The following is a 16,728-nucleotide window of genomic DNA, read 5'->3' on the forward strand; positions in this document are numbered from 1 at the left end:
CTAAGGTAGCGAAATTCCTTGTCGGGTAAGTTCCGACCCGCACGAAAGGTGTAACGATTTGGGCACTGTCTCAACCAGAGACTCGGTGAAATTATAGTACCTGTGAAGATGCAGGTTACCCGCGACAGGACGGAAAGACCCCGTGGAGCTTTACTGTAGCCTGATATTGAATTTTGGTACAGTTTGTACAGGATAGGCGGGAGCCATTGAAACCGGAGCGCTAGCTTCGGTGGAGGCGCTGGTGGGATACCGCCCTGACTGTATTGAAATTCTAACCTACGGGTCTTATCGACCCGGGAGACAGTGTCAGGTGGGCAGTTTGACTGGGGCGGTCGCCTCCTAAAGTGTAACGGAGGCGCCCAAAGGTTCCCTCAGAATGGTTGGAAATCATTCGTAGAGTGCAAAGGCATAAGGGAGCTTGACTGCGAGACCTACAAGTCGAGCAGGGACGAAAGTCGGGCTTAGTGATCCGGTGGTTCCGCATGGAAGGGCCATCGCTCAACGGATAAAAGCTACCCCGGGGATAACAGGCTTATCTCCCCCAAGAGTCCACATCGACGGGGAGGTTTGGCACCTCGATGTCGGCTCATCGCATCCTGGGGCTGTAGTCGGTCCCAAGGGTTGGGCTGTTCGCCCATTAAAGCGGTACGCGAGCTGGGTTCAGAACGTCGTGAGACAGTTCGGTCCCTATCCGTCGTGGGCGTAGGAAATTTGAGAGGAGCTGTCCTTAGTACGAGAGGACCGGGATGGACGCACCGCTGGTGTACCAGTTGTTCTGCCAAGGGCATAGCTGGGTAGCTATGTGCGGAAGGGATAAGTGCTGAAAGCATCTAAGCATGAAGCCCCCCTCAAGATGAGATTTCCCATAGCGTAAGCTAGTAAGATCCCTGAAAGATGATCAGGTTGATAGGTTCGAGGTGGAAGCATGGTGACATGTGGAGCTGACGAATACTAATAGATCGAGGACTTAACCATATAATATGTAGCAATGTTATCTAGTTTTGAAGGAATATGCCTTCATAGTTTGGTGATGATGGCAGAGAGGTCACACCCGTTCCCATACCGAACACGGAAGTTAAGCTCTCTAGCGCCGATGGTAGTTGGGACCTTGTCCCTGTGAGAGTAGGACGTCGCCAAGCAAGAACCTAAGTTATTTTGACTTAGGTTTTTTTGTGTTTATTTTTATTTACCGAATGCTATAATCCGTAAATTTAATAAAGCTACAGACGAAAAAAGAATGAAGTAGAGACTCTTTAAAATAATAGTAATGATTTTTTGTGTTCCTGATTTTCCTAATGTCGCTAAAGTAATACTTAAAATAGGACACATTATTTCTATCATAAGTATATATTTTAAATAATGAGATGCTATAAATAAGTATTTAATAATTACAGAAATTACTGCAATAGAGAAAAAAAATAGGATAATAGCATAGTTCTTTCTTTAACAGTTATCCTCCTTAGAAATTAAATCGTTATAATAATACAAGAGTGTATATATTTTGATTAAAAACATACTGAAGTGCTATTTAAACGATAAATACATAAAATAGATCTCTAGAAATATATATTCTAATTCCCTTTTCTTCTTGTATATAGTTGCAATTCTTCTTTTGAATATAACTAAAACACGAACGTTATTGACTGCTAATAAAAAAACATTCGATTATTTATTGACATTGTTTATGAAATATTGTTAATATAGCCATAGAAACAATAATATAAGACCTCATATAATCGCGGGGATATGGCCTGCAAGTCTCTACCTAACGACCGTTATTCGTTAGACTATGAGGGAAAGTCACTCGGTATTTTTCTATTCACAAGGGATACGTATGCCTGAGTAGAGCGCTTTCTCTCATAGTAAAAGAGAAACTGTTCTATTTCAGGCTTTTTTTATTTGAATCGGGGGGATTCTAATATGAAATCACTAGTTGGAGTCATAATGGGAAGTACGTCAGACTGGGAAACAATGAAATATGCTTGTGACATTTTAGATGAATTAAATATACCGTATGAGAAAAAAGTTGTATCCGCTCATCGGACTCCGGATTATATGTTTGAATATGCAGAGACGGCTCGTGAACGTGGATTGAAAGTTATTATTGCTGGAGCTGGTGGAGCAGCACATTTACCAGGAATGGTTGCAGCGAAGACAAATCTTCCTGTAATTGGAGTTCCAGTTCAATCAAAAGCATTAAACGGCTTAGATTCATTATTATCCATCGCCCAAATGCCAGGAGGTGTTCCAGTTGCAACTGTTGCAATTGGTAAAGCCGGTTCAACGAATGCTGGATTACTTGCCGCACAAATACTTGGATCATTTCATGATGATATACATGATGCATTAGAATTGAGACGAGAAGCGATTGAAAAAGATGTGCGTGAAGGTAGTGAGCTAGTATGACGAGAATCATTTTACCTGGAAAAACAATCGGTATTATTGGAGGCGGCCAGCTAGGAAGAATGATGGCATTGGCAGCTAAGGAGATGGGATATAAAATTGCTGTTTTAGATCCTACAAAGCATTCGCCATGTGCACAAGTTGCTGATATTGAAATTGTTGCACCATATGATGATTTAAAAGCAATTCAGCATTTAGCAGAGATAAGTGATGTTGTCACATATGAATTTGAGAATATTGATTATAGATGTTTACAATGGCTTGAAAAACATGCGTACTTACCACAAGGTAGTCAGTTGTTAAATACAACACAAAATCGTTTTACAGAAAAGAATGGGATTGAGAAGGCTGGGTTACCAGTAGCAACGTATAGATTAGTTCAAAATCAAGATCAGCTTACAGAAGCAATTGCTGGGTTATCATTCCCTTCCGTCTTAAAAACGACGACAGGTGGATATGATGGGAAAGGGCAAGTTGTTTTAAGAAGTGAAGCTGATGTTGAGGCAGCAAGAAATCTTGTGGATAAAGCAGAATGTATTTTAGAGAAATGGGTGCCTTTTGAAAAAGAAGTATCAGTTATTGTGATTCGTAGTGTAAGTGGTGAAACAAAAGTGTTTCCAGTAGCAGAAAATATTCATGTAAATAACATTTTACATGAATCTATCGTTCCAGCTCGCATTACAGAAGAGCTTTCTCAAAAAGCAATTGCGTATGCAAAGGTACTTGCGGATGAATTAGAACTTGTGGGAACACTAGCTGTAGAGATGTTTGCTACAGATAATGGTGAGATTTATATTAATGAATTAGCGCCAAGACCTCACAATTCAGGACACTATACACAGGATGCATGTGAAACGAGTCAATTTGGTCAACATATTCGAGCAATCTGTAATTTACCTCTAGGAGAAACAAATTTGTTAAAACCAGTTGTCATGGTAAACATTTTAGGCGAACATATAGAAGGGGTCCTAAGACAAGTGAATAGATTAACCGGGTGCTATTTACACTTGTATGGAAAAGAAGAAGCAAAAGCACAGCGAAAAATGGGGCATGTTAATATTTTAAATGATAATATTGAAGTCGCTCTAGAAAAAGCGAAGAGTTTGCATATTTGGGACCATCAAGAACAACTGTTGGAGGGAAAAAGATGATTAGTCGTTATACACGCCCTGAAATGGGTGCGATTTGGACGGAAGAGAACAAATTTAAAGCGTGGTTAGAAGTTGAGATTTTAGCTTGTGAAGCATGGGCTGAGCTTGGCGATATTCCAAAAGAAGATGTTAAAAAAATTCGTGAACATGCATCATTTGATATTGATCGTATTTATGAAATTGAAAAAGAAACACGTCATGACGTAGTTGCATTCACTCGTGCTGTATCAGAAACGCCAGCATTAGGCGAAGAACGTAAATGGGTTCATTACGGTTTAACATCTACAGATGTAGTAGATACAGCATTATCTTACATCTTAAAACAAGCGAATGAAATTATATTAAAAGACTTAGAGAACTTTGTAAGCATTTTAGCTAACAAAGCGAAAGAGCATAAATACACAATCATGATGGGAAGAACACACGGTGTTCATGCAGAACCAACGACATTTGGTTTAAAACTTGGTCTTTGGTATGAAGAGATGAAACGTAACGTAGAGCGTTTCAAACAAGCTGCTGATACAGTTCGTGTTGGTAAACTATCTGGTGCGGTTGGTACATATGCAAATATCGATCCATTCGTAGAAAAATATGTTTGTGAAAATTTAGGATTAGAAGCAGCACCAATTTCAACACAAACATTGCAACGTGATCGTCACGCACACTACATGTCAACACTTGCACTAATTGCAACATCTATCGAAAAGATGGCAGTTGAGATTCGTGGTTTACAAAAGAGTGAAACACGTGAAGTTGAAGAAGCTTTCGCAAAAGGTCAAAAGGGTTCTTCTGCAATGCCACATAAACGTAATCCAATTGGTTCTGAAAATATGACTGGTTTAGCTCGTGTTATCCGCGGTTATATGATGACAGCTTACGAAAATGTTCCATTATGGCATGAGCGTGACATTTCTCACTCTTCGGCAGAACGTGTAATTTTACCAGATGCTACAATCGCATTAAATTACATGTTAAATCGCTTTGGTAATATCGTTAAAAACTTAACTGTATACCCAGAGAATATGAAACGTAATATGACAAGAACATACGGCTTAATTTATTCTCAGCGCGTAATGCTTACACTAATCGACAAAGGTATGGTACGTGAAGAAGCTTATGATATCGTACAGCCTAAAGCGATGGAAGCTTGGGAAACACAAGTACAATTTAAAGAGCTTGTAGAAGCTGATGAGCGTATTACAAGCAAGTTAACACAAGAAGAGATTAATGAATGCTTCAACTATGAGCATCATATGCAACACGTTGATACAATCTTTGAACGCCTTGGATTAAACGAAGCGTAAAATTTCATATGGCACAGAATAGAGTCATTCTGTGCCATTCTTTATAAAAATATTATTCACATTTTTCAAACTACAGGGGGCTTGCGAAATGCAAAAGCTAGAATTGCTGTATGAAGGTAAGGCAAAAAGAATTTATCGTACAGAATCAGCAGATATGGTTTGGGTAGAGTACAAAGATAGTGCGACTGCTTTCAATGGGGAGAAAAAAGAGACGATTACAGGAAAAGGTCGTTTGAACAATGAAATTACAACTTTATTGTTCAGAAAGTTACAAGAAGTGGGAATTAAAACACATTTTGTTGAGAAGTTATCTGAAACAGAACAACTTGTTAAAAAAGTGAGTATTATTCCTTTAGAAGTTGTCACAAGAAATGTAATTGCAGGAAGTCTTTCAAAACGATTAGGAATGGAAGAGGGAACTGTACTTGCAGAACCAATCGTAGAATTTTACTTCAAAGATGATGATTTAGGAGATCCGCTTGTAACGGAAGATCATATTCGTGTATTAAACGTTGCATCGCCAGAGCAAGTAAGTGTATTACGAGATATGGCTCTACAAATCAATCAAGTGTTGATTGATCATTTCGCAAGCTGTCGTGTAAGATTAGTAGATTTCAAATTAGAGTTTGGTGTAACGGAAGAAGGAGAAATCATTTTAGCGGATGAAATTTCACCAGATACTTGCCGTTTATGGGATGAAACGAGCAATGAAAAGTTTGATAAAGATGTATTCCGTCGTGATCTTGGAAATTTAACAGATGCTTATGAAGAGATTTTAAAACGTTTAGGGGGAATTTCACATGTATAAAGTTAAGGTATATGTAACATTAAGAGAAAGCGTATTAGATCCACAAGGAACAGCAGTAAAAGGAGCACTTCATAGTCTTTCATTCACAGAAGTACAAGACGTTCGAATCGGAAAGTACATGGAACTAACAATTGATAAATCTGTATCTGATTTAGATAGCAAGGTAAAAGAAATGTGTGAAAAACTATTAGCGAACGTTGTAATGGAAGACTTCCGTTATGAAGTTGAGGAGGTTGTCGCACAGTGAAATTTGCCGTAATAGTATTTCCGGGTTCGAACTGTGATGTCGATATGTTCCATGCAATTAAAGATGAGCTTGGCGAAGAAGTAGATTACGTTTGGCACGATACAGAGAATTTAGATGAATATGATGCAATTCTACTACCAGGTGGATTTTCTTATGGTGACTACTTACGCTGCGGTGCTATCTCTCGCTTTGCTAATGCAATGAAAGCAGTGCAAAAAGCTGCTGAGCAAGGAAAGCCGATTTTAGGTGTATGTAATGGATTCCAGATTCTTGTTGAATCAGGATTACTACCAGGAGCGTTAATAAGAAACGAAAACTTAAAATTTATGTGTCGCACTGTTCAGTTACGTGTTGAAAATAATGAAACGATGTTTACATCACAATATGAAAAAGATGAAATAATTAATATTCCAATCGCGCATGGTGAGGGGAATTACTATTGTGATGAAGCGACTCTTAAACAATTAGAAGAGAACAATCAAATCGCATTCCGTTACGTAGAAAACCCTAACGGTAGCGTTTCAGATATTGCTGGTATTGTAAATGAAAAAGGAAATGTACTTGGTATGATGCCGCACCCAGAGCGTGCTGTAGATGAATTACTTGGCGGTGCTGAAGGGTTAAAAGTCTTTCAATCTATCTTAAAACAGTGGAGGGAAACATATGTCGTTAATGCTTGAACCAAATCCAACACAAATTAAAGAAGAGCGTATATATGCGGAAATGGGGCTAACAGACGAAGAGTTTGCCATGGTTGAAAAGATTTTAGGTCGTCTGCCAAATTATACAGAAACAGGGTTATTCTCTGTAATGTGGTCTGAACATTGTAGTTATAAAAATTCAAAACCAGTTCTTCGTAAGTTTCCAACTACAGGTGAGCGCGTTCTGCAAGGACCTGGAGAAGGTGCTGGAATTGTAGATATCGGTGATAATCAAGCAGTTGTATTTAAAATGGAAAGTCATAACCATCCTTCAGCTATTGAACCATATCAAGGAGCTGCAACAGGTGTTGGTGGTATTATTCGTGACGTATTCTCTATGGGAGCACGCCCGGTAGCTCTATTAAACTCACTTCGTTTCGGTGAATTACAGTCACCACGTGTGAAATATTTATTCGAAGAAGTAGTAGCAGGAATTGCAGGATACGGTAACTGCATCGGTATTCCGACTGTTGGCGGCGAAGTACAATTTGATCCATGTTATGAAGGAAATCCACTTGTAAATGCAATGTGCGTAGGTTTGATTAACCACGAAGACATTAAAAAAGGGCAAGCGCACGGTGCTGGTAACACAGTAATGTACGTAGGAGCATCAACTGGTCGTGACGGTATTCACGGTGCAACATTCGCGTCGGAAGAACTATCTGAAAGCTCAGAAGCGAAACGTCCAGCGGTTCAAGTAGGGGATCCATTTATGGAAAAGCTTCTTATTGAAGCGTGTTTAGAATTAATTCAATCCGATGCACTTGTTGGAATTCAAGATATGGGTGCGGCTGGTTTAACATCATCATCTGCAGAAATGGCAAGTAAAGCAGGAATGGGTATTGAAATGTACTTAGATGATGTACCACAGCGTGAAACAGGAATGACACCATATGAAATGATGCTATCTGAATCACAAGAGCGTATGTTAATTGTCGTGAAAAAAGGTAGAGAACAAGAAATAGTAGATTTATTTGAGAAGTATGGTCTTGCAGCGGTTACGATGGGGAAAGTAACAGAAGATAAAATGCTTCGTTTATTCCATAAAGGTGAAAAGGTAGCTGAAGTTCCAGCAGATGCTTTAGCAGAAGAAGCACCAATTTATCATAAGCCATCAAAAGAAGCAGCATACTTTGCTGAATTCCAAGCAATGAAAATGGAAACGCCAAAAGTAGAAAATTATAAAGAAACGTTATTCGCTTTATTACAGCAACCAACAATTGCAAGTAAAGAGTGGGTATACGATCAATACGATTACCAAGTTCGCACAAGCACAGTTGTTACGCCAGGTTCAGATGCTGCAGTTGTACGTGTACGCGGTACAGAAAAAGGATTAGCAATGACGACAGATTGTAACTCTCGCTACATTTATCTAGACCCAGAGATGGGCGGTAAAATTGCAGTAGCAGAGGCAGCGCGTAATATCGTATGTTCTGGCGGAGAGCCACTTGCAATTACAGATTGCTTAAACTTCGGTAACCCAGAAAAACCAGAAATCTTCTGGCAAATTGAGAAATCAGTAGACGGTATGAGTGAAGCTTGTCGCACATTACAAACACCAGTTATCGGCGGAAACGTATCGATGTATAACGAGCGTAGTGGTGAAGCTGTATATCCAACACCAACTGTTGGGATGGTCGGACTTGTGCATGACTTAAAACATGTAACAACACAAGAGTTTAAGCAAGCTGGTGATTTAGTGTATGTAATTGGTGAGACGAAAGCTGAGTTTGGCGGAAGTGAATTACAGAAAATGATTCACGGCAAAATTTTCGGTCAATCACCAAGTATCGATTTAGATGTAGAATTAAAACGCCAAAAACAAGTATTAGAAGCAATTCAAGCTGGTCTTGTTCAATCTGCACATGATGTTGCTGAAGGTGGTTTAGCAGTTGCGATTTCAGAAAGTGCAATTGGTGCTAAAGGCTTAGGTGCTACTGTGAAATTAGATGGAGAAGCAACAGCAGCATTATTCGCTGAATCACAGTCTCGCTTCGTGATAACTGTAAAACGTGAAAATAAAGAGGCGTTTGAGAAAGTGGTAGAAGCAATCCAAGTTGGAGAAGTAACAAGTACAAATGAAGTAACAATTCATAATGAAGAAAATGAAGTATTACTTACAGCAAATGTAGATGAAATGAGAAAGGCTTGGAAAGGGGCAATCCCATGCTTGCTGAAATAAAGGGGTTAAACGAAGAATGTGGCGTTTTCGGAATTTGGGGGCATGAAAATGCAGCACAAGTTTCATACTACGGATTGCACAGTTTACAGCACCGTGGGCAAGAAGGCGCAGGCATTGTCGTAAATAATGGGGAAAAAATCGTCGGTCACAAGGGGTTAGGTTTAATATCAGAAGTGTTTTCAAGAGGTGAGCTAGAAGGATTAAATGGAAAATCAGCGATCGGACATGTACGATATGCAACAGCTGGTGGAAGTGAAGTTGCTAACGTTCAACCATTGTTGTTCCGTTTTTCCGATCATAGTATGGCGTTAGCTCATAACGGAAATTTAATTAACGCAAAAATGCTTCGTCGTGAATTAGAAGCAGAGGGCAGTATTTTTCAAACTAGTTCAGATACAGAAGTACTTTTACATCTTATTAAACGTAGTACAAAAGATTCTTTAATTGAAAGTGTAAAAGAAGCTTTAAACAAAGTGAAAGGTGCGTTTGCGTATCTTTTACTAACTGGAAATGAAATGATCGTTGCATTAGATCCGAATGGGTTCCGTCCGCTTTCAATTGGAAAGATGGGGGATGCTTACGTTGTAGCATCTGAAACATGTGCTTTTGATGTAGTAGGTGCAACATACATTCGCGATGTAGAACCGGGTGAATTACTTATCATTAATGATGAAGGAATTCACGTAGATCGTTTCACAAACGATGTAGAACATGCAATTTGTAGTATGGAATACATTTACTTTGCACGACCAGATTCTAATATTGCTGGTGTTAACGTCCATGCAGCACGTAAGAATATGGGGAAACGTTTAGCGGCAGAAGCTCCTATTGAAGCAGATGTTGTTACTGGTGTACCAGACTCTAGTATTTCAGCTGCGATTGGCTATGCGGAGGCGACAGGTATTCCATATGAGTTAGGATTAATTAAAAATCGTTACGTTGGACGTACGTTTATTCAACCTTCTCAAGAACTGCGCGAGCAAGGGGTTAAGATGAAGCTTTCCGCAGTAAGAGGTGTAGTTGAAGGGAAACGAGTTGTTATGATTGATGACTCTATCGTAAGAGGAACGACAAGTAAACGAATTGTTCGTATGCTTCGTGAAGCTGGAGCGACAGAAGTTCACGTAAGAATTGCTTCACCACCTCTGAAATATCCATGTTTCTATGGCATTGATATTCAAACGAGAAAAGAATTAATTGCAGCAAATCATACAGTAGAAGAAATCCGTGAAATGATCGGAGCAGATTCTTTAACATTTTTAAGTGAAGATGGATTAGTAGATGCAATTGGACGTCCATATGAAGGGAAATATGGCGGCCTATGCATGGCTTACTTTAATGGGGACTATCCAACAGCTCTTTATGATTATGAGCAAGAGCTTTTAGAAAGCATGAAATAAGAAAAGTGAGAAAAGCTTCTACTTCTTTTGATGTAGGAGCTAGATCCTTTCTTAAAATAGCCCGCCCTGGATGGGGAGAAATTAAAAGACGAGGTGTAAATAACGATGGCGAATGCATATAAGCAAGCAGGAGTAGATATTGAAGCTGGATATGAAGCGGTATCTCGCATGAAAAAACACGTACAAACAACTATGAGAAAAGAAGTACTAGGCGGTTTAGGCGGTTTTGGAGGTATGTTTGATCTATCAAAATTTGCATTAGAAGAACCTGTATTAGTATCTGGAACAGATGGCGTGGGAACGAAATTGATGCTCGCTTTTATGGCAGATAAACATGACACAATTGGTATTGATGCAGTAGCAATGTGTGTAAATGATATTGTTGTCCAAGGAGCAGAGCCGCTTTTCTTCCTTGATTATATTGCTTGTGGTAAAGCTGAACCTAGTAAAATTGAAAACATCGTCAAAGGTATATCAGAGGGCTGTCGCCAAGCTGGTTGTGCATTAATCGGTGGAGAAACAGCTGAAATGCCAGGAATGTATTCTACGGAAGAATATGATTTAGCTGGTTTTACAGTTGGGATTGTTGATAAAAAGAAAATTGTAACAGGTGAAAAGATTGAAGCTGGTCACGTGCTAATTGGCTTAGCATCTAGCGGTATTCATAGCAATGGTTACTCTTTAGTACGAAAAGTGTTATTAGAAGATGGGGAACTATCTTTAGAGCGTATTTATGGCCGCTTAGAACTACCTCTTGGTGAAGAATTATTAAAACCAACGAAAATTTATGTCAAACCTATTTTAGAACTATTGAAGAAACATGAAGTATACGGTATGGCGCATATTACAGGTGGTGGATTTATTGAAAATATTCCACGCATGTTGCCAGAAGGAATCGGTGCTGAGATTGAACTAGGATCTTGGGAAATTCAGCCGATCTTTAGTTTGCTTCAAGAAGTTGGAAAACTGGAAGAGAAAGAAATGTTCAATATTTTTAACATGGGTATTGGTATGGTAGTAGCAGTGAAGGAAGAAGATGCAAAAGATGTTGTTCGTCTTCTTGAAGAGCAAGGAGAAATGGCTCGTATTATTGGACGTACTATACAAGGAGCTGGCGTTACTTTTAATGGGGGCACAGCACTATGAGTAGATTAGCAGTTTTTGCTTCTGGAAGTGGATCTAACTTTCAATCTCTCGTTAATGCGGTAGAAGAAAAAAGATTGGATGCAGAAATTAGTTTATTAGTATGTGATAAACCAGAAGCACGAGCTGTTGGACGGGCAAATTATCATCATATTCCGTGTTTTGCTTTTTCAGCGAAAGCATATGAGTCAAAAGAAGCGTTTGAAAAAGAGATATTAAAGAAGCTAGAAGAATATGAAATTGATTATGTTATTTTAGCTGGATATATGCGTTTAATCGGGCCGACGTTACTAGAAGCATACGGCGGGAAGATTATTAATATTCATCCATCATTACTACCGAGCTTTCCGGGTAAAGATGCTGTCGGTCAAGCGTTAGAAGCAGGTGTGAAAGTAACTGGAGTAACAATTCATTATGTAGATGCAGGTATGGATACAGGGCCAATTATTGCACAAGAAGCAGTGGTTGTTTCTGAAGGGGATACGAGAGAAAGCTTACAAAAGAAAATTCAACAAGTTGAACATAAATTATACGTAAATACAGTGAATCAAATTGTTCAGTCTGTGAAAGAATCAACTGTTAACTAACATACAACCAGGGGTGAAGGATAAATGAAAAAGCGTGCATTAGTAAGTGTTTCAGATAAAACAGGAGTAGTAGAATTTGTTAAAGGGTTACTAGAACAAGGGATTGAAGTTATTTCAACAGGTGGTACGAAAAAGTTACTAGAAGAAAATGGCTTACAAGTAATCGGCATTTCTGAAGTAACTGGTTTCCCTGAAATTATGGATGGCCGTGTGAAAACATTACATCCAAATATTCATGGTGGTCTATTAGCAGTTCGTGATAATGAAACACATGTAACACAAATGAATGAGTTAGGTATAGAGCCAATTGACTTTGTTGTTGTTAACTTATACCCATTTAAAGAAACAATCGCTAAGCCTGATGTAACATTTGCTGATGCAATTGAAAATATTGATATCGGTGGCCCAACAATGATTCGCTCTGCTGCGAAAAATCATAAATTCGTATCGGTAATTGTAGATCCAGTAGATTATGATATTGTGTTAGCAGAACTGAAAGAGAACGGTGAAGTAGCAGAGGAAACAAAACGTAAACTAGCAGCGAAAGTATTCCGTCATACAGCAGCGTATGATGCGTTAATTTCTAACTACTTAACAGAGCAAATGGGTGAAGAAAGTCCAGAAACATTAACTGTGACATTTGAGAAAAAGCAAGACTTACGCTATGGCGAGAACCCACATCAAAAGGCAACTTTCTATAAAGCGCCATTCGCAGCAACTTCTTCTGTTGCATACGCAGAACAATTACACGGTAAAGAATTATCGTATAACAATATTAATGATGCAGACGCAGCACTTAGCATCGTAAAAGAATTTACAGAACCAGCAGTAGTAGCAGTAAAACATATGAATCCATGTGGTGTTGGAGTAGGAACTGATATTCACGAAGCATATACTCGCGCTTATGAAGCAGATCCAGTATCAATTTTCGGCGGTATTATTGCAGCAAATCGTGAAATTGATAAAGCTACAGCAGAAAAGTTACATGAAATTTTCTTAGAAATTGTTATCGCACCTTCGTTCTCGCAAGAAGCTTTAGAAGTGTTACAAAGTAAGAAGAACTTACGTTTATTAACTATAAATATTGAAAAAGCGACAAGTGCAAGCAAAAAACTAACTTCTGTACAAGGTGGACTTCTCGTTCAAGAAGAAGATACGTTATCATTAGATGAAAGTACAATTTCAATTCCAACGAAACGTGAACCTTCAGAGCAAGAATGGAAAGATTTAAAACTAGCTTGGAAAGTTGTAAAACATGTGAAATCAAACGCAATTGTTTTAGCGAAAGATGACATGACAATTGGCGTCGGTGCGGGACAGATGAACCGTGTAGGTTCTGCAAAAATCGCAATTACACAAGCTGGTGAAAAAGCACAAGGTAGCGCACTTGCATCTGATGCTTTCTTCCCAATGCCAGATACATTAGAAGAAGCAGCAAAAGCAGGAATTACAGCAATCATTCAACCAGGCGGATCAATCCGTGATGAAGATTCTATTAAAGTGGCAGATACTTATGGGATTGCTATGGTGTTCACTGGCGTACGTCATTTCAAACACTAATAGAGGATGTTTAAAAAGTCTGGTCAAGATAACCTTCGCATGTCGTCGTTGCATCGCCAGTGCGGTACTCATGTAGGAAAGCTACACTCCGTGTCCTCCTGGCAAATGCGCCTAGACCTGCTCGGTTCTCTTAATCCTCCTTTTTAAACCTTTATTGATATGGATGTTTAAAAAGTCCGGTCGAGATAACCTTTTATTGATATGAAAAAGCAAACTAGGAGCATAGCTTCTAGTTTGTACTTATTTAATTATTGGGGGATGAAATATGAATGTTTTAGTAATTGGCCGCGGTGGTCGTGAGCATGCTTTAGCTTGGAAGTTTGCACAATCTAAAAAAGTAGAAAAGGTATATGTAGCACCAGGTAATGAAGGTATGAGAGATGTTGCAACACCAGTTGATATTGATGAAAATGATTTTGATGCATTAGTTTTATTTGCAAAAGAGAATAATGTTGAGTTAACTTTCGTTGGACCAGAAATTCCGCTTATGAATGGAATTGTTGATTGTTTTAAAGAAGAGGGACTTCGCGTATTTGGTCCGAATAAAGCGGCTGCTGTTATTGAAGGTAGTAAAGCTTTTACAAAAGAGCTTATGAAAAAGTATGATATTCCAACTGCGGCGTACGAAACTTTTACAGATTATGAAGAAGCAGTACAGTACATTCAAAAAGTTGGTGCACCAATCGTTATTAAAGCTGACGGCCTAGCTGCGGGTAAAGGGGTAACGGTAGCAATGACGCTTGAAGAGGCATTACAAGCTGTGAAAGAAATGCTACAAGATGTGAAATTCGGCGCGGCAAGTAAGAAGATCGTTATTGAAGAGTTTTTAGATGGACAAGAATTTTCATTAATGGCATTCGTGAATGGAACAACTGTACATCCAATGGTAATCGCCCAAGATCATAAAAGAGCTTTTGATGGTGATAAAGGTCCAAATACGGGCGGAATGGGTGCATATTCTCCAGTACCACAAATTCCAGAATCAGCAGTTCAAGAAGCGATTCAAACCGTATTACATCCAACTGCTAAGGCGATGATTGCAGAAAACCGTTCGTTTACAGGTATTTTATACGCAGGTCTTATTTTAACAAATGATGGTCCGAAGGTAATTGAATTTAATGCACGCTTCGGTGATCCTGAAACAGAAGTTGTATTACCTCGCTTAGAAAATGATTTAGTTGACGTATGTAACGCTGTATTAGATGAAAGTGAACTAACGTTCCAATGGTCAGAAGAAGCTGTAATCGGTGTTGTACTTGCTTCTAAAGGATATCCAGAAGCATATAAAAAAGGTGATATTATTAGTGGACTAGATGCACTGCAAGATGTGATTGTTTTCCATGCAGGTACAGCAATGAAACATGGGGACTTTGTAACGAACGGTGGCCGTGTATTATTTGTTGCTTGTAAGGCAAATAGTTTACAAGAAGCAAAAGATAAAGTATATAAAGAAATCGGTAAAATTGAGAGTGATGGTCTATTTTATCGAAGTGATATAGGATATCGTGCAATTGGGCATGAGATGACGAAAAGTTAATATGTAAAAATCCCGCTGAGGAATCAGCGGGATTTTTTATGCATCTTTATCTTTTTTTAATTTCCCTTTTTGCTTTGCCATTTCTCGAAGTAAATACTCGATGTGTGCATTGACGCTACGAAATTCATCATTTGCCCATTTTTCGATGACTGCGTGTAATTCAGGATCAATACGTAATGGAAAGCTTTTCTTTTTAGCCATAATTACTTATAGCCCTTAGTATAGGCTTCCTGTATTAATAACTGGTTGCGCACCTTTATCTGAAACGATGGCAACTAATAAGTTGTTTACCATATTTGCTTTACGCTCGTCATCGAGTTCTAGTACGCCTTCTTCATCTAACATATGGATGGAATCTTTCGCCATCTTCACAGCACCTTCAACAATTTCTTTTCTAGCAGCTAATACTGCTTTTGCTTGCTGGCGTTGTAGCATTGCATGGGCAATTTCTGTTGCGTAAGCTAAGTGCGTTAAACGAGTTTCTAATACTTCTACACCAGCAATTTCAAGACGCGCCTCTAATTCACGTTTTAATTCTTCAGAGATTTCTTCAGTATTTCCGCGTAACGTAACGCAGGTTTCATCTTGGAAATTGTCATAAGGATATTTTGTTGCAACATGGCGGATTGCCGTTTCGCTTTGAATTTCTACAAATCGATCATAATGTTCAACACCAAACATTGCTTTTGCAGAATCAACAACTTTATATACGATAACAGCTGCAATTTCAATTGGATTTCCATCAACGTCATTTACTTTTAATTTTTTACTGTTAAAGTTTTCAACACGTAAAGATACAGTTTGACGGAATGCGAACGGAATCGTTAAAAATAAACCGTTTTGACGAATTGTTCCTAAATAATTACCGAAGAACGTAATAACCTTCGCTTGATTCGGTTGAACAATACCGATACCTGTAGCGAGAACTGCGGCTAATATAATAGTTAGTGCCGCTCCTATGAAAATTTCTTGTGCAAGGAAAAATACACCGATAGCAGCTAAAATCAAAATTCCAATAATACCGAGAAAACCATTTACATAAAATACTTGTTTTTCTTTCATATGATCGCCTCCTGATATAAAAATGATATCACTTTTATATCATTTTAAGCAAGAGGTATGCACCTAATTTTCTGAATTTTATTGATTGATATCTTTTATATACATTTTAAGGTCGAAAAAGAGAATGTACGTTCTGTTTTATGGTAAAATAAAGAAGACTTAACCGCCCACTGCAGCAGCTAAGTCCCTTTGAGAGCATCTTGCATCGTGACAAATGATTCAAAGCGGTTTTGCCAGGATTATATTTTCAATCGCTGACTCAATCTCTTTGTCAGAAGCGTCATAACTTCCTTTTGACTTTGGCTTGTCATGAGTGGAAGTTTGATTCACTTCTTCTTTAGCATGTCCTTTTTCAGCAAAATTCATGCTAGGCATTTTAAATGCCCCCATATTCATGTATTTTCCGAATTTCCACATTTCAACAACAGGGCAGAAACGAACAATTCCTTCTGCAACTTTCATTGCACCAATCCATAGAAAAATGTTAGACCAAGTGCACCACGGCTTGCGTACAAGTTTAGTTGCACTACATCCGAAGAGGACAAGCCCAAGTGTAATTCGAATTAGAGCGTTTATTGTCCCGATATTTTGCTTCATTAGAAAAACACTCCTTTTTATGAAAGTTGAAATAGATAATACTATT

15 protein-coding genes, 2 rRNA genes, 1 pseudogene and 1 riboswitch (1 of these 19 only partly in view) are annotated in these 16,728 nt (G+C 38.6%); of the genes and pseudogenes, 14 read left to right on the forward strand and 4 right to left on the reverse strand.

Translation table 11 applies throughout. The features are described 5' to 3' along the window. Window positions 1-975 (forward strand): 23S ribosomal RNA (locus M1D73_RS01695); it begins 1,947 nt to the left of the window's first position. Between the two features lie 48 nt (window positions 976-1,023). Next, window positions 1,024-1,139, forward strand: a 5S ribosomal RNA gene (gene rrf / locus M1D73_RS01700). Between the two features lie 43 nt (window positions 1,140-1,182). Here rrf and M1D73_RS01705 read toward each other — a convergent pair. After that, window positions 1,183-1,433, reverse strand: a pseudogene (locus M1D73_RS01705) (hypothetical protein). 275 nt (window positions 1,434-1,708) lie between these two features. Continuing rightward, window positions 1,709-1,810: riboswitch (purine riboswitch) on the forward strand. A gap of 110 nt (window positions 1,811-1,920) precedes the next feature. Here M1D73_RS01705 and purE point away from each other — a divergent pair. The 12 genes from purE to purD all read left to right on the forward strand — a co-directional run bounded on the left by purE (window position 1,921) and on the right by purD (window position 15,023). Further along, the gene (purE, locus tag M1D73_RS01710) at window positions 1,921-2,406 is read left to right on the forward strand and encodes a 5-(carboxyamino)imidazole ribonucleotide mutase (protein WP_000839365.1); all 486 of its coding nucleotides are present in this window, start codon (window positions 1,921-1,923) and stop codon (window positions 2,404-2,406) included. Further along, window positions 2,403-3,554 carry a 5-(carboxyamino)imidazole ribonucleotide synthase gene (purK, locus tag M1D73_RS01715; RefSeq protein WP_121868410.1) on the forward strand — a complete coding sequence of 384 codons (1,152 nt, stop codon included), beginning with the start codon at window positions 2,403-2,405 and terminating at the stop codon, window positions 3,552-3,554. Before purE ends, purK begins: the two co-directional genes overlap by 4 nt. Continuing rightward, entirely contained in the window at window positions 3,551-4,858 is a 1,308-nt protein-coding gene (gene purB, locus M1D73_RS01720; RefSeq protein ID WP_000625682.1) for an adenylosuccinate lyase, read from the forward strand. The genes purK and purB overlap by 4 nt, the downstream gene beginning before the upstream one ends. An 88-nt stretch (window positions 4,859-4,946) precedes the next feature. Then, complete coding sequence (gene purC / locus M1D73_RS01725) at window positions 4,947-5,666, forward strand: phosphoribosylaminoimidazolesuccinocarboxamide synthase (RefSeq protein WP_001170544.1); 720 nt, start codon at window positions 4,947-4,949, stop codon at window positions 5,664-5,666. After that, window positions 5,659-5,913, forward strand: coding sequence for a phosphoribosylformylglycinamidine synthase subunit PurS (gene purS / locus M1D73_RS01730; protein WP_000278823.1), 255 nt, complete (start codon window positions 5,659-5,661; stop codon window positions 5,911-5,913). The genes purC and purS overlap by 8 nt, the downstream gene beginning before the upstream one ends. Beyond that, window positions 5,910-6,593: a phosphoribosylformylglycinamidine synthase subunit PurQ gene (purQ, locus tag M1D73_RS01735; protein WP_000666774.1), complete on the forward strand. Its 684-nt coding sequence runs from the start codon at window positions 5,910-5,912 to the stop codon at window positions 6,591-6,593. The genes purS and purQ overlap by 4 nt, the downstream gene beginning before the upstream one ends. Continuing rightward, entirely contained in the window at window positions 6,577-8,796 is a 2,220-nt protein-coding gene (gene purL / locus M1D73_RS01740; protein ID WP_000055564.1) for a phosphoribosylformylglycinamidine synthase II, read from the forward strand. The genes purQ and purL overlap by 17 nt, the downstream gene beginning before the upstream one ends. Then, entirely contained in the window at window positions 8,781-10,196 is a 1,416-nt protein-coding gene (gene purF, locus M1D73_RS01745) for an amidophosphoribosyltransferase (RefSeq protein ID WP_000879025.1), read from the forward strand. The genes purL and purF overlap by 16 nt, the downstream gene beginning before the upstream one ends. Before the next feature lie 105 nt (window positions 10,197-10,301). Then, the gene (gene purM, locus M1D73_RS01750) at window positions 10,302-11,342 is read left to right on the forward strand and encodes a phosphoribosylformylglycinamidine cyclo-ligase (RefSeq protein ID WP_001262439.1); all 1,041 of its coding nucleotides are present in this window, start codon (window positions 10,302-10,304) and stop codon (window positions 11,340-11,342) included. Continuing rightward, a complete protein-coding gene (gene purN / locus M1D73_RS01755) occupies window positions 11,339-11,926 on the forward strand; it encodes a phosphoribosylglycinamide formyltransferase (protein WP_000088589.1) in 588 nt (195 codons plus the stop codon). The genes purM and purN overlap by 4 nt, the downstream gene beginning before the upstream one ends. 24 nt (window positions 11,927-11,950) lie before the next feature. Next, a complete protein-coding gene (gene purH, locus M1D73_RS01760; protein ID WP_088362278.1) occupies window positions 11,951-13,486 on the forward strand; it encodes a bifunctional phosphoribosylaminoimidazolecarboxamide formyltransferase/IMP cyclohydrolase in 1,536 nt (511 codons plus the stop codon). A 265-nt stretch (window positions 13,487-13,751) separates the two neighbouring features. Further along, the gene (purD, locus tag M1D73_RS01765) at window positions 13,752-15,023 is read left to right on the forward strand and encodes a phosphoribosylamine--glycine ligase (RefSeq protein ID WP_098212901.1); all 1,272 of its coding nucleotides are present in this window, start codon (window positions 13,752-13,754) and stop codon (window positions 15,021-15,023) included. Between the two features lie 36 nt (window positions 15,024-15,059). Here the strand turns inward: purD and M1D73_RS01770 are convergent, their stop codons facing one another. The 3 genes from M1D73_RS01770 to M1D73_RS01780 form a co-directional block, all read right to left on the reverse strand. After that, window positions 15,060-15,224 (reverse strand): type II toxin-antitoxin system antitoxin, encoded by a 165-nt coding sequence (locus tag M1D73_RS01770; RefSeq protein WP_001085171.1) that lies wholly within the window; start codon window positions 15,222-15,224, stop codon window positions 15,060-15,062. Window positions 15,225-15,239: 15 nt separating this feature from the next. Continuing rightward, window positions 15,240-16,085, reverse strand: a complete 846-nt coding sequence (locus M1D73_RS01775; protein WP_000660669.1) for an SPFH domain-containing protein — start codon at window positions 16,083-16,085, stop codon at window positions 15,240-15,242. Window positions 16,086-16,304: 219 nt separating this feature from the next. Then, window positions 16,305-16,682 carry a YgaP family membrane protein gene (locus M1D73_RS01780; protein ID WP_000812346.1) on the reverse strand — a complete coding sequence of 126 codons (378 nt, stop codon included), beginning with the start codon at window positions 16,680-16,682 and terminating at the stop codon, window positions 16,305-16,307. Between the last annotated feature and the right edge of the window lie 46 nt (window positions 16,683-16,728).

This window comes from Bacillus sp. PK3-067, from assembly GCF_056738645.1.

What these genes read in the sequence shown, in the direction of transcription:
- M1D73_RS01770 (WP_001085171.1), bottom strand. Translation starts at nt 15,224, where the DNA reads ATGGCTAAAAAGAAAAGCTTTCCATTACGTATTGATCCTGAATTACAC.
- purN (WP_000088589.1), top strand. Translation starts at nt 11,339, where the DNA reads ATGAGTAGATTAGCAGTTTTTGCTTCTGGAAGTGGATCTAACTTTCAA.
- purL (WP_000055564.1), top strand. Translation starts at nt 6,577, where the DNA reads ATGTCGTTAATGCTTGAACCAAATCCAACACAAATTAAAGAAGAGCGT.
- purE (WP_000839365.1), top strand. Translation starts at nt 1,921, where the DNA reads ATGAAATCACTAGTTGGAGTCATAATGGGAAGTACGTCAGACTGGGAA.
- purH (WP_088362278.1), top strand. Translation starts at nt 11,951, where the DNA reads ATGAAAAAGCGTGCATTAGTAAGTGTTTCAGATAAAACAGGAGTAGTA.
- purK (WP_121868410.1), top strand. Translation starts at nt 2,403, where the DNA reads ATGACGAGAATCATTTTACCTGGAAAAACAATCGGTATTATTGGAGGC.
- purB (WP_000625682.1), top strand. Translation starts at nt 3,551, where the DNA reads ATGATTAGTCGTTATACACGCCCTGAAATGGGTGCGATTTGGACGGAA.
- purF (WP_000879025.1), top strand. Translation starts at nt 8,781, where the DNA reads ATGCTTGCTGAAATAAAGGGGTTAAACGAAGAATGTGGCGTTTTCGGA.
- purS (WP_000278823.1), top strand. Translation starts at nt 5,659, where the DNA reads ATGTATAAAGTTAAGGTATATGTAACATTAAGAGAAAGCGTATTAGAT.
- purM (WP_001262439.1), top strand. Translation starts at nt 10,302, where the DNA reads ATGGCGAATGCATATAAGCAAGCAGGAGTAGATATTGAAGCTGGATAT.
- M1D73_RS01780 (WP_000812346.1), bottom strand. Translation starts at nt 16,682, where the DNA reads ATGAAGCAAAATATCGGGACAATAAACGCTCTAATTCGAATTACACTT.
- purC (WP_001170544.1), top strand. Translation starts at nt 4,947, where the DNA reads ATGCAAAAGCTAGAATTGCTGTATGAAGGTAAGGCAAAAAGAATTTAT.
- purD (WP_098212901.1), top strand. Translation starts at nt 13,752, where the DNA reads ATGAATGTTTTAGTAATTGGCCGCGGTGGTCGTGAGCATGCTTTAGCT.
- M1D73_RS01775 (WP_000660669.1), bottom strand. Translation starts at nt 16,085, where the DNA reads ATGAAAGAAAAACAAGTATTTTATGTAAATGGTTTTCTCGGTATTATT.